Genomic DNA, 12,803 nt, shown 5'->3' on the forward strand with positions numbered 1-12,803 from the left:
GGGGAGCGCGGGACCGAGGGGCACTCGATCGCGACTTAAGCGACATTCTCTTCAAACAGGTCACGCAGTGCGTGATTCCTGCCCGATATCGGGCAGATTTGTTGCGCAGCGAGCCCGATCCACGCAATATCGACGAGTGCTCGAACGCCGCTCCACGCATGACGACCTCATCGACCACCTCGTACGCTCCACCGCGCTCCAGCGCGGCGAGGCGGCCAGGGTGGTCCTCGACGTGCTGGCGTACTTCGACGAGACGACCGAGGCCTTCGTCCGGCGCCGCCACCGCGAACTGCAGTCGGGCGGCCTGGTCAACACGGAGATCTTCGAGCGGATCGCGGCCGAGCTGCCGCACCGCGCGGTGGCACCGCAGGAGCTCTCGCTCCGGCAGCTGCGGCGCCTCGTCTACGGCTGAACACAACGCCCGCGGCCGGGCACGGAACTCTGTACGTCGATGGAGGGCAGGAACCCATGTGCGGGATCGTCGGTTACATCGGGAAGCGTGACGTGGCACCGCTGCTGCTGGAAGGCCTGCAGCGGCTGGAGTACCGGGGCTACGACTCCGCGGGCATCGTCATCACGGGCAAGGCCGCGGCGGGCAAGCCGGGCACCCTGAAGACGGTCAAGGCCAAGGGCCGGGTCCGCGAGCTGGAGGCCCGCGTCCCCAAGCGCTTCGCCGGCACCACGGGCATCGCCCACACCCGCTGGGCCACCCACGGCGCCCCGAGCGACGAGAACGCCCACCCGCACCTGGACGCGGAGAACAAGGTCGCCGTCGTCCACAACGGCATCATCGACAACGCCTCCGAGCTGCGCGCGAAGCTCGTCGCCGACGGGATCGTCTTCCTCTCCGAGACCGACACCGAGGTGCTGGTCCACCTCATCTCCCGCTCGCAGGCGCTCACCCTGGAGGAGAAGGTCCGCGAGGCGCTGAAGTCCGTCGAGGGCACGTACGGCATCGCCGTCCTGCACGCCGACTTCAACGACCGCATCGTCGTCGCCCGCAACGGCTCCCCCGTCGTGCTGGGCATCGGCGAGAAGGAGATGTTCGTCGCCTCCGACGTCGCGGCCCTGGTCGCGCACACCCGCCAGATCGTCACCCTGGACGACGGCGAGATGGCCACCCTCAAGGCCGACGACTTCCGCACGTACACCACCGAGGGCTCGACCACGACGGCCACGCCCACCACGGTGGAGTGGGAGGCCGAGTCGTACGACATGGGCGGCCACGACACGTACATGCACAAGGAGATCTCCGAGCAGGCAGACGCCGTGGACCGCGTGCTCCGCGGACGCATCGACGACCGCTTCTCCACGGTGCACCTCGGCGGGCTGAACCTGGACGCCCGCGAGGCCCGCGGTGTCCGCCGCATCAAGATCCTGGGCTGCGGCACCTCGTACCACGCGGGTCTGATCGGCGCCGGCCTCATCGAGGAGCTGGCCCGCATCCCGGCGGACGCCGAGCCCGCGTCGGAGTTCCGCTACCGCAACCCCGTGGTGGACCCCGACACCCTCTACGTCGCCGTCTCCCAGTCCGGTGAGACCTACGACGTCCTGGCCGCCGTGCAGGAGCTCAAGCGCAAGGGCGCGCGCGTCCTGGGCGTGGTGAACGTGGTCGGCTCGGCGATCGCCCGCGAGGCGGACGGCGGCATGTACGTCCACGCGGGCCCCGAGGTCTGCGTCGTCTCCACGAAGTGCTTCACCAACACCGTCGTCGCCTTCGCGCTGCTCGCCCTGCACCTGGGCCGCATCCGCGACCTGTCGGTGTCCGACGGCAAGCGGATCATCGAGGGCCTGCGGAAGCTGCCCGAGCAGATCGGCCAGATCCTGGAGGCCGAGGACGACATCAAGAAGCTCGCCGAGGAGTACGCGGGCGCGCAGTCGATGATGTTCATCGGCCGCGTCCGGGGCTACCCCGTGGCTCTGGAGGCCTCCCTGAAGCTCAAGGAGATCTCCTACATCCACGCCGAGGCCTACCCGGCCTCCGAGCTGAAGCACGGCCCGCTCGCGCTCATCGAGCCGGCGCTCCCGACCGTGGCGATCGTCCCGGACGACGACCTGCTGGAGAAGAACCGCGCCGCGCTGGAGGAGATCAAGGCCCGCAGCGGACGCATCCTGGCCGTCGCCCACCGCGAGCAGGAGAGGGCCGACCACACGATCGTCGTCCCGAAGAACGAGAACGAGCTGGACCCGATCCTGATGGGCATCCCGCTGCAACTCCTCGCCTACCACACGGCCCTGGCCATGGGCCGTGACATCGACAAGCCGCGCAACCTGGCGAAGTCGGTCACCGTCGAGTAGCCGGCACCGTCCGCCCGTTCCGGGAGGACGCCGCAAAAGGCTCCTGACGTTATGTCAGGAGCCTTTTGCGGTGGTGCCCCTGATGGCGGATCAGGAGCGCGTCCGGCAGGTCAGGGGATGACGATGACCGGGCGCTGGGCCCGGCGCGCGAGACGGCCCGCCACGGACCCGAAGATGCGGCCCACGATGCCGTGGGTCGACCCGACGACGATCGCGTCGGCCGAGTACTCCCGGCCGACCTCCTCGAGCTCGTGGCAGATGTCCCCGCCGCGCTCGACGAGGACCCAGGGCACCTCGGCGAGGTAGTCGGCGCAGGCCAGCTCCAGCCCGAGGACCTCGGTGCGGTGATCGGGCACGTCCACGAAGACGGGCGGCTCGCAGCCCGCCCAGACCGTGGTGGGAAGCCTGTTCGCGACGTGGACGATGATCAGGCCCGAGCTGTGCCGGTGCGCCATGCCGATGGCGTAGGCGAGGGCGCGCTCGCTGGACATGGAGCCGTCGAAACCGACCACGACGCCATGCCGGAAGGCGGGATCGCAGGAAGGGCGCGACTCTCCGACCGTCTGGGGCTCCGACCCTGGGTCGGCTACCTGCTTGCGGTCTGCGGGTTCAGGGATTTCGTGACCGGCCATCGGTGTCTCGGCGAAGAGAGTCCTCGTGAGGAGAGAGCGGTTCGGAGGTGGTTCTGCGAGTGTCGAAGCTGTGTCCGGGAAACATCTTCCCAAGCCCCTACCCCCAAGGGTACGGCCCCACTCCTCCACTGCCCAGTCCTCGCGAAGCCCGCGTGCGGCAATGGAGGGAGCATGCCGGACGGCGCCCCGGTATGGCAATGCCGGTTGTGTTCTACATGCAGCTCGCGACAGCGACTGACACCTTTCGACCCGGCTTCACGCCGGCTCCCGGGCGGATCCCCGCAAGGCGGCCGAACGCGCCACGCGATCCCGCCCGTCCGGGCCGTCACACCCAGCCATCGGGTCACTGCGCACCGTCGATCCCGGGCGCCCGAGCGGCTCACAGAGGCACCTGAGGCGCATGGAGGCTCCCGGGAACAAGGGGCGTGCGCCGGTCGCATGACTGGAATGCGCGCACGCGACCGTCAGTTTTCAGCCAACTTCACCTGAACCCCATTTCCTTGGTGTCATAGCTGCCCAACCCACGTGCCAGCAGGCAGGAATAGACCGCGCGGTACGCTTTGACCCTATGGGGACGGGCCATGATCGCGAGGCGCACTTCCCAGGGGGCTCCGCGGGTGAAACGCTTCGTGATCGAACGCTTCGCGCCAAGTTGCCTTGTCGACATAGTGCCGGTGGGGGAACGTGTCACGTCGGCACCACGGGACGCAGTAGATTCGATCTTGAGTCGAAGGCTGGGGACGCGTGCAAGACCGAGGGGAAACGTGCAGGAGCGACAGGCCCGTAGGGACCAGGAAGACGCGAACACCGAGGGGGGCTTAGCGTCATGAGCCAGGACTCCGCCACCGCGACGGAGGCGGCACGGAAGCTTTCCGGGCGGCGACGCCGGGAAGTGGTAGCCGTACTGCTGTTCAGCGGCGGCCCGATCTTCGAGAGCTCCATTCCGCTCTCAGTCTTCGGAATCGACCGGCAGGACGCGGGCGTTCCGCGCTACCGCCTGCTCGTCTGCGGGGGCGAGGAAGGACCGCTGCGCACCACCGGCGGGCTCGAACTCAGCACGCCGTACGGCCTGGAGGCGATCAGCAGGGCCGGCACCGTCGTGGTGCCCGCCTGGCGGTCCATCACCTCCCCGCCGCCCGCCGAGGCCCTGGACGCGCTGCGTCGCGCCCACGAGGAGGGCGCCCGCATCGTCGGTCTGTGCACGGGGGCCTTCGTCCTCGCCGCGGCCGGCCTGCTGGACGGACGGCCGGCCACCACGCACTGGATGTACGCGCCGACGCTGGCCAAGCGCTATCCGTCGGTGCACGTCGATCCGCGTGAGCTGTTCGTCGACGACGGCGACGTGCTCACCTCGGCCGGGACCGCGGCCGGAATCGACCTGTGCCTCCACATAGTCCGTACCGACCACGGCACCGAGGCCGCCGGGGCGCTGGCGCGCCGGCTCGTCGTGCCGCCGCGGCGCAGTGGCGGCCAGGAGCGCTACCTGGACAGGTCTTTACCCGAAGAGATCGGCTCCGACCCGCTCGCCGAGGTCGTGGCCTGGGCGCTGGAGCATCTCCACGAGCAGTTCGACGTGGAGACGCTGGCCGCGCGCGCCTACATGAGCAGGCGGACCTTCGACCGCAGGTTCCGCTCGCTCACGGGCAGCGCACCGCTCCAGTGGCTCATCACCCAGCGCGTGCTGCAGGCGCAGCGGCTCCTGGAGACCTCCGACTACTCGGTCGACGAGGTCGCCGGTCGCTGCGGCTTCCGCTCGCCGGTCGCGCTGCGCGGGCATTTCCGCCGCCAGCTGGGCTCCTCCCCCGCCGCGTACCGGGCCGCCTACCGGGCCCGCCGTCCGCAGGGCGGGGTGCTGGAGAGCGTCACCGGGGCGATCGAGACGTCCGTGCCCGTCCAGGGCACTCCGTCCAGCCGGCGAGCCGCTGCCGCGGCTTCCGCCGGCCCGTCCCCGGTCACCGCGTCGACGGGTCCGGGGGGTCCCGCCGAGCGCTTCGGGCCGGGCCCCGAGGCGTACGTTCAGGGCCGCCCGGCCCTGCCGGGGCAGCGCAGCGCCCCGTAGGGTGGGCTCCATGAACGATCGCATGGTGTGGATCGACTGCGAGATGACCGGGCTCTCGTTGACGGACGACGCACTCATCGAGGTGGCCGCGCTGGTCACCGACTCGGAACTGAACGTGCTCGGCGACGGGGTGGACATCGTGATCCGTCCGCCGGACGCGGCCCTGGAGACCATGCCCGAGGTGGTGCGGCAGATGCACACCGCCTCGGGCCTCCTCGACGAGCTGGCCGGGGGCACGACCCTGGCCGAGGCGGAGGAGCGGGTCCTGGCGTACATCAGCGAGCACGTGAAGGAGCCCGGCAAAGCCCCGCTGTGCGGGAACTCGGTCGGCACCGACCGCGGCTTCCTGGCGCGGGACATGCCGTCGCTGGAGGGGTACCTCCACTACCGGATCGTCGATGTGTCCTCGGTCAAGGAGCTGGCGCGCCGCTGGTACCCGAGGGCGTACTTCAACAGTCCGGACAAGAACGGGAACCACCGGGCGCTGGCGGACATCCGCGACTCGATCACGGAGCTGCGCTACTACCGGGACGCGGTGTTCGTCCCGCAGCCCGGCCCGGACTCGGCCCGTGCCAAGGAGATCGCGGCACGCCACACCCCGCCGGCCGGACAGCAGTAGGAGACGCGCTGGTCACGGGCCCTCCGGGGCCCGTGCGCCACGCCTGAGGAACTCGGGCGCGAGCACCCTCCCGGACCCTGTACACTTTTTCTCGGCCGGTCAGGAAATGGACCGGGCGACATGGTGGGTATAGCTCAGCTGGCAGAGCACCTGGTTGTGGTCCAGGATGTCGCGGGTTCAAGTCCCGTTACTCACCCTGACAGAGCAGCCCCTGACCTGGAACGACAGGTCAGGGGCTGCTTTCTTGTGCCCGGGCGCCGCCCGGCCGTCGGGCGCCTCCCGGGCGCGGCCGGTCAGCGGGCCCCGCGGGCGTTGAGCCGGGCGGCCTGGCGCGTCAGGTGGTCCCGCTCGGCGAGGTCCGGCGCCTGGTGCGCGGCCTCGGCGTACAGCCGTGCCGCCGTCACCGGGTCGCCGTCGCGCTCGTGGAGGTACGCCGCCACGGCGGTGTACCGGGGCAGCGAGGCGTCCAGCGCGGCGAGTGCCGCCAGGCCGGCACGCGGACCGTCGGCCTCGCCGACGGCCACCGCGCGGTTGAGGCGGACGACGGGGCTGTCCGTGAGCTTCGCGAGTTCGTCGTACCACTCGGCGATCTGCACCCAGTCGGTCTGCTCGGCGGTCGGCGCGTCGGCGTGGAGGGCCGCGACGGCCGCCTGGGCCTGGAACTCGCCCAGCCGGTCGCGGGCGAGGGCGGCCTGGAGGATCGCGACGCCCTCGGCGATCGCCCGGGTGTCCCACTGGCCGCGGTCCTGCTCGGCGAGCGGGACCAGGCTGCCGTCGGACGCGGTCCGGGCGGCGCGCCGGGCATGGTGGAGCAGCATGAGGGCGAGCAGTCCCGCCACCTCGGGATGGTCGACCAGCGCCGCGAGCTGCCGGGTGAGCCTGATGGCCTCGGCGGCCAGGTCGACGTCGCCGGAGTAGCCCTCGTTGAAGACCAGGTAGAGGACGCGCAGCACGGTGGCGACGTCGCCGGGCCGGTCGAACCTCCCTCCGGGTCCCGCCCCGGCCCGGGCGGGGGTGGCCCCGTTGCCCGACAGGGTGCGTTTGGCGCGGCTGATGCGCTGCGCCATGGTCGCCTCGGGCACCAGGTAGGCGCGGGCGATCTGGCGGGTGGTGAGCCCTCCCACGGCGCGCAGCGTGAGCGCGACCGCGGACGAGGGTGTCAGCGACGGGTGGGCGCACAGGAAGTAGAGCTGGAGCGTGTCGTCCACCGCCGGTGCGGGCCCGGGGGCCGGTTCCTCGTCGACGAGGTCCTCACGGCGGCGGCGGGCTGCGTCGGCCCGTGCCGCGTCGAGGAACCGGCGCCAGGCCACGGTGATCAGCCAGCCCTTCGGGTCGCGTGGCGCGTCGGACGGCCAGACGCGGACCGCCTCGACCAGGGCGTCCTGCACGGCGTCCTCGGCCGCCGCGAAGTCGGCCCCGCGGCGGACGAGGACGGAGAGGACGCCCGGTGTGAGGCTGCGGAGCAGGGGCTCGTCCATCGGTGAGGTCACTCCGTGATGGTGGGCGGCGCTGCCAGGAAGGGGCGCACCTCGAGCCACTCGTGGATCGGCTTCCCGCCCGCCCCAGGGGCGGCGGAGAGCTCCCCGGCCAGCTCGACGGCGCGCTGGTAGGTGTCGACGTCGATCACCATCCACCCGGCGATGAGGTCCTTGGTCTCGGCGAAGGGGCCGTCGGTGACCGGCGGGCGCCCTTCGCCGTCGTAGCGGACCCACGCCCCCTCGGGGGCGAGCGCCTGGCCGTCGACGAACTCACCGGTCTTCTCCAGCCGGTCCGCGAAGTCGTGCATGTACCGCATGTGCGCCGAGATCTCCTCCGGCGTCCACCGGTCCATCGGCACGTCGTTGGCCGGAGCCGGGGCGCCGCGGTAGTGCTTGAGCAGCAGGTACTTGGCCATGGTGTCTCTCCTCGCTGGTGCGGCCGTTCCGGCCGCTGTCACTCCGGGGACGGAGCCGGACGCGGGTTCTCGACATCGCCGTCCGATTCTTCCCCGAAGGCCGCGTGAGCCGCGCCACGGACGGTCTCGCGCCGCATGGGGCGCCTGAGACCGGGCATGCGACGTGACGGCCCTGCCGCGCAATCCCCCGACGCGGCAGGGCCGTCTCCCCCGGACGGTCCCGGTGACGGCGGTCAGGAAGTGGTCACCGCTCTCCCCCACCGGAGCGGCGGGCCGGGACGCGCAGCTCCAGGGGAGCGACCACGCCGGCGTGGAACCGGTCCACCGCGTCGTCGACACTGCGGATGAATCCCGTCTCCGCGCTTCCGCGGCCGTTGCCCATGCCCTTGAACAGCGAGAGGCGGAACCCCGTCATCTCCGCCCCGTCCCTGGGGAGGAGATCGCCGGGTTCCGGGCGCAGCCGTTCCAGCGTCCCGCGGGGTCCCACCCCGTCGCCCTCGACCAGCGTCTCGATGTGCAGGTCGGCCGGGGCCGCCTCCAGCTGCCGGATCAGCCGCTTCACCTTGCTGAGCGGGTACCCCTGCTCGGACACGGGGACCTCGATCGACGTGCGGAGCTTGCCGGTGCGCAGATCCGCGGCCATCGCGAGGATCCCGGGGGTCCCCTCGATGCGGATCTCGGCGTGCAGCCTTCCGTGCGCACAGAGCTGATCGGCCAGGTCGGCCCGGCGGGCCCGGGGGTCCGACCCCCGCTTGGCGCGCTGGACGGGAAGCACCTTCTGGCCCAGTTCACCGCCGAGCCGCAGGCAGACCTGCCGGACCAGTCTCTCCCAGTTCTCGATGACCTCCGTGGCGCGGGGATCGCCCTGGCACAGCGTCTCGTCGTCGATGCCCTTGCGGACCGGCACCCAGGACGCCCCCATGTTCTGGAACCCGTGGCAGCCCGAGTGCTCGTGCTGGAGGTAGTGGAGCAGTTCCTGGAGCAGCCACGCGTGCGCCGCCGTGCCGACACCCTCGTGGCGGATCAGCATCTGCGCCTGGTGCGCCACTTCGGCCCAGGACAGGTGCCAGAGGGCGACCTTGTGCTTGCGGCGGCCGTCGGTCCTGACCTCGACGAGCGGGCTGCCTTCGAGGGCGACGTCGTTGGACAGGGTGATGACGGCCTCGTAACCGCGCCGGGCGGCGATGTCCGTGTAGGCCTGCACCTGGTCCGGCTTGAGGGCGTTGCCGTTCGTCTTCGTCTCGACGAGCGCGGTCCACAGCTTGCCCGCCCGCTCGACGCGGATGACCCCGTCGGGCCTGCGGGGCGAGTCCCCGTGCGGCAGCGACACCTCGGTGAAGGTCTCCATGCGTCCGGCGGGCGCGCCGAAGCCCGCGGTGAGCCGCCGGCCGAACTCCGGTACCTGGGCCATGACGGACAGGAGGACCGAGGTGGCCCGCGTCTCGCGCTCGCGGTCGTTCCTGAGGGCCGAGAGCGGGAACAGCCGGGCGGTCCGCCAGGACTCGTTCTCGGCGAGCGACTTCTTCGCGCTCCGGGGAAGCGTGACCTTCTTCCTGGCCGTGCGGGGCCGGGTGCGGGGCTTCGCCTCCGCGGGTCCCTCCACGGCCGGCTCGGCCGCCGGGGCGGGGGCGGGCTCCGGCGTTCTCTGCGCCGGGATGCTCTCGGGGCCGGCTTCCCGGTCCACCTCCGCTCCGGGACCGGCCCCGGCCTGCTCCTCGCCCCCCGCGTCGTCGTCGATGTCCACACCGAAGTCCGTCGCCAGGCCGGCCAGGCCGGATGCGTACCCCTGCCCGACGGCCCGGAACTTCCATGCGCCGCCGCGCCGGTAGAGCTCGCCGAAGATGAAGGCGCTCACCTCTCCGGCGTCCTCGACGGAGAACTGGACCAGACTGTCGCCGGCCCCGTCGGCGAGCGTCAGGTGGAGGTCGTCCAGGTCCCCGAACCTGGCGCCTCCGTAGCGGCTCGCCGCCACCACGATCTGCTCGACCCGCGCGGGCACCGCGTCCAGATCGAAGCTGATGCGGTCCTCGTCGCCGTCCGCGGTCGGGGTCTTGCCGAGCAGCTGCACACTGCCGTCACCCGCGACCGGGTTGTTGTAGAAGCAGAAGTCGGTGTCGCTCCCGACCTTGCCGTTCCCGTCCAGGAGAAGCACCGAGACGTCGGCGTCCCCCTGTCCGGTCGGGCTGCTCCAGCCCAGGCTCATCACCACGGAGCCCGCGTTCTCGCTGAGCTCGGCCAGCCCGACGTTCGCACCCTTGGTCATCTTCTGCATGCGGCCCCCCATGAAAAACGCCGCCGGGCCGCCCCACGGGCCCGGCAGCTCATCGCGTGACGCACGAGACGCACGTCACACACGCTTCGTACTCGGGGGAACTCTAGCGGTCACTTGCTCCGCTTATGGAGGAGTTGTGAAAGTCTTTGCTCGGTGCAGGATCTGCGGCGGACCGCCGTCAGGACGACTCCCGCACCACCAGTTCCGTGGGCAGCACGATCCGCGGACGCTCCCGGGCGCCGTCGCCCTCCGCGCGGTGCGCGATCTCCTGGAGCAGCACGCGGGCCATCGTGCGGCCCATCTCCTCGATCGGCTGGCGGACGCTCGTCAGCGGCGGGTCCATGTGGCGGGCCACCGCGGAGTCGTCGAAGCCGATCAGCGCCACGTCGTCCGGGATGCGGCGGCCGGACTCGCGCAGGACCTGACGGGCGCCCGCCGCCATCACGTCGGAGGCGGCGAAGACCGCGTCGACGTCGGGGCGGCGTTCGAGCAGTTCGCGCATGGCACGGGCGCCGCCCTCCTCACTGAAGTCGGCGGGGGCGATCAGCCGCTCGTCGGGGTCGAGGCCCGCGGCGGCGACGGCCTTGCGGTAGCCGTCGAGGCGGCGCTGCGCGCCGTACACGTCGAGCCGCCCGGTGATCGTGGCGATGGAGCGGCGGCCTCGCGCTATGAAGTGGTCGACGGCCGCGCGGGCGCCCTCGAAGTTGTCGGAGTCGACCGAGGGCAGTGTCTCCGCCGCGTGTCTGCGGCCGCTGATCACCGAGGGCATGCCGAGCTGTTCGAGGAGATCGGGCAGCGGGTCGTCGGCGTGCACGGAGACCAGGAGCACCCCGTCGACGCGGTGCGCGGTGAGGTACTGCGCCAGCCGCCGGCGCTCGCGGTCGTTGCCCGCCAGGGTCAGCAGCAGCTGCATCTCGGTGTCGGCGAGCGCCGCCCCGACACCGCGCACGATGTCGGAGAAGTAGGGCTCGGCGAAGAACCGGGTCTCCGACTCGGGCACCACGAGGGCGATGGCGTCCGTGCGGTTGCCCGCGAGGGCGCGGGCCGCCCGGTTGGGGACGTATCCCAGTTCGGCGACGGCGGCCTCGACGGCCTCCCTGGTCTGCGCGCTGACCCTCGGCGAGCCGTTGATGACGCGTGAGGCCGTGCCACGCCCCACTCCGGCCCTGGCCGCCACCTCTTCGAGCGTGGGCCGCCCGCCACTCCGTACTCGCGCTGCCGCCATGGCTGCCTCCCGTTCGCGGTCAATTTCTCACAGCGCCCTGGCCAATCCAAGTCCCGCTGTCCGATCCCTTGACACTCGTTCGGACCGAGCGGTCCCTCCCGGGTGCCACAACTCTTGGGAGCGCTCCCAAGCCTACGGGCCCGGTGCGGTGGACGCGCGGGACGGGGCATACGGAAGCGGGACCCGGCAGTGTGCCGGGTCCCGCTCCTCGTGCAGGTCGCAGCGTCAGACGGTGCCGCCGGCGGCCGGCAGTCCGTGACGGCGGATCACGTCGGAGTACCAGTGGGCGCTCGCCTTGGGGATGCGGCGCTGCGAGGCGTAGTCGACGTACACCGCACCGAAGCGCTTCGAATAGCCGTACGCCCACTCGAAGTTGTCCATCAGGGACCACAGGAAGTAGCCGCGGACGTCCGCCCCGTCGGCGATCGCGCGGCGCACGGCGTCGAGATGCCCGTGCAGGTACGCCACGCGCTCGGGGTCCTCCACCCTGCCCTCGGGCGAGACGTAGTCGTCGAAGGCCGCGCCGTTCTCGGTGACCATCAACGGCAGCCCCGGGTGGTCCCGGTGGGTGTCCATCAGGAGGTTGTAGAGCCCGTCGGGATCGATCGACCAGTCCATCGCGGTGCGCTCCTTCCCCTCGGCGAGGTGGAAGGCGATGTGCTCGGAGCCGGGCCACGGGGAGTGGTCGCTCGCGCCGTGCGCGTCGCTGCGCGCGTACCGGGCACCCTCCACCGGGTCCGAGACCAGCGTCGGCGTGTAGTAGTTGATGCCGAGGGCGTCGACCGGCCGGGAGATGGTGGCGAGGTCTCCGTCCTTGACCAGCTTCGACCAGTCCACGAGGTGCGAGGTGTCCGCGATCAGGTCCTCGGGGTACGCCCCGTGCAGCATCGGGCCCGTGAAGACGCGGTTGCCGACGGCGTCGATGCGGCGGGCCGCGTCCACGTCGGCCGGGCTGTCGGTGAGCGGGCGCACCTGGTGGAGGTTGAGGGTGACCGAGGTCTGCGCGGCAGCGGGGAGCACGTCGCGCAGGACCTCGACCGCCCGGCCGTGGGCGAGGTTGAGGTGGTGGGCGGCCTGCAGCGCCGCCGCCGGCTCGGTGCGGCCCGGGGCGTGCACGCCGGAGCCGTAGCCGAGGTAGGCCGAGCACCACGGCTCGTTGAGGGTGGTCCACATGCCGACCCGGTCACCGAGGGCGCCGGACACGATGGCGGCGTAGTCGGCGAAGCGGTCGGCGGTCACGCGCTCGGGCCAGCCGCCGGCGTCCTCGAGCTCCTGGGGCAGGTCCCAGTGGTAGAGCGTGGCGACGGGCATGATGCCGGCGTCGAGCAGCTCGTCGACGAGCTTGCGGTAGAAGTCCAGGCCGCGCTCCACGGCCGGTCCGCGGCCGGTGGGCTGGACCCGGGACCAGGAGACGGAGAAGCGGTACGCCTTGAGTCCGAGCTCCTTCATCAGGGCGACGTCGTCACGGTACCGGTGGTAGTGGTCGGCGGCGATGTCGCCGGTGTCGCCGTTGCGGACCTTGCCGGGGGTGCGGCTGAAGGTGTCCCAGATGGACGGTGTGCGGCCGTCCTCGGCGGCGGCGCCCTCGACCTGGTAGGACGCGGTCGCCGCGCCCCAGATGAATCCCGTGGGGAACTGCGTCTCGGGGGCCTGCTTGGGGGTGGTGTCGGGTCGTACGGCAGTCATACGGGAGCGCTCCCATGGGGTGGAGAGGGACTGGGCGGGAAGTGCACGGGCCCCGGGCCCCGTACGGCCTGCGGTCAGGTACAGGCCGTACGGGACGGCTTGACGGCCGGACCGGGGA

The 12,803-nt window shown here is 71.6% G+C and carries 10 protein-coding genes and 1 tRNA gene; 5 read left to right on the forward strand and 6 right to left on the reverse strand.

Going from position 1 to position 12,803, the window contains the following annotated elements:
• The first annotated feature begins 136 nt into the window (after positions 1–136).
• Positions 137–412, forward strand: coding sequence for a hypothetical protein (locus OHT61_RS11595; RefSeq protein ID WP_329037527.1), 276 nt, complete (start codon positions 137–139; stop codon positions 410–412).
• Positions 413–468: 56 nt separating this feature from the next.
• Complete coding sequence (glmS, locus tag OHT61_RS11600) at positions 469–2,298, forward strand: glutamine--fructose-6-phosphate transaminase (isomerizing) (RefSeq protein ID WP_329037529.1); 1,830 nt, start codon at positions 469–471, stop codon at positions 2,296–2,298.
• A gap of 110 nt (positions 2,299–2,408) precedes the next feature.
• Here the strand turns inward: glmS and OHT61_RS11605 are convergent, their stop codons facing one another.
• Complete coding sequence (locus OHT61_RS11605) at positions 2,409–2,930, reverse strand: universal stress protein (RefSeq protein ID WP_329037531.1); 522 nt, start codon at positions 2,928–2,930, stop codon at positions 2,409–2,411.
• A gap of 826 nt (positions 2,931–3,756) precedes the next feature.
• On the opposite strand from OHT61_RS11605, the gene OHT61_RS11610 reads away from it, so the two are divergent.
• The 3 genes from OHT61_RS11610 to OHT61_RS11620 all read left to right on the forward strand — a co-directional run bounded on the left by OHT61_RS11610 (position 3,757) and on the right by OHT61_RS11620 (position 5,804).
• Positions 3,757–4,989, forward strand: a complete 1,233-nt coding sequence (locus OHT61_RS11610; protein WP_329037533.1) for a helix-turn-helix domain-containing protein — start codon at positions 3,757–3,759, stop codon at positions 4,987–4,989.
• A gap of 10 nt (positions 4,990–4,999) precedes the next feature.
• Positions 5,000–5,608, forward strand: a complete 609-nt coding sequence (gene orn / locus OHT61_RS11615; RefSeq protein WP_329037535.1) for an oligoribonuclease — start codon at positions 5,000–5,002, stop codon at positions 5,606–5,608.
• A gap of 123 nt (positions 5,609–5,731) precedes the next feature.
• A tRNA-His gene (locus OHT61_RS11620) sits at positions 5,732–5,804 on the forward strand.
• A gap of 97 nt (positions 5,805–5,901) precedes the next feature.
• Here the strand turns inward: OHT61_RS11620 and OHT61_RS11625 are convergent.
• The 5 genes from OHT61_RS11625 to OHT61_RS11645 form a co-directional block, all read right to left on the reverse strand.
• Positions 5,902–7,086, reverse strand: coding sequence for an RNA polymerase sigma factor (locus OHT61_RS11625; RefSeq protein ID WP_329043206.1), 1,185 nt, complete (start codon positions 7,084–7,086; stop codon positions 5,902–5,904).
• Positions 7,087–7,094: 8 nt separating this feature from the next.
• The gene (locus OHT61_RS11630) at positions 7,095–7,502 is read right to left on the reverse strand and encodes a YciI family protein (protein ID WP_329037538.1); all 408 of its coding nucleotides are present in this window, start codon (positions 7,500–7,502) and stop codon (positions 7,095–7,097) included.
• Positions 7,503–7,746: 244 nt separating this feature from the next.
• On the reverse strand, positions 7,747–9,774 hold the full coding sequence (locus OHT61_RS11635) for a TerD family protein (protein WP_329037541.1): 2,028 nt from the start codon (positions 9,772–9,774) through the stop codon (positions 7,747–7,749).
• 178 nt (positions 9,775–9,952) lie between these two features.
• Positions 9,953–10,999: a LacI family DNA-binding transcriptional regulator gene (locus OHT61_RS11640; protein ID WP_329037543.1), complete on the reverse strand. Its 1,047-nt coding sequence runs from the start codon at positions 10,997–10,999 to the stop codon at positions 9,953–9,955.
• A 225-nt stretch (positions 11,000–11,224) separates the two neighbouring features.
• Entirely contained in the window at positions 11,225–12,685 is a 1,461-nt protein-coding gene (locus tag OHT61_RS11645) for a GH1 family beta-glucosidase (protein WP_329037545.1), read from the reverse strand.
• Positions 12,686–12,803 lie beyond the last annotated feature (118 nt).

Source organism: Streptomyces sp. NBC_00178 (genome assembly GCF_036206005.1).
Taxonomy (GTDB): domain Bacteria; phylum Actinomycetota; class Actinomycetes; order Streptomycetales; family Streptomycetaceae; genus Streptomyces.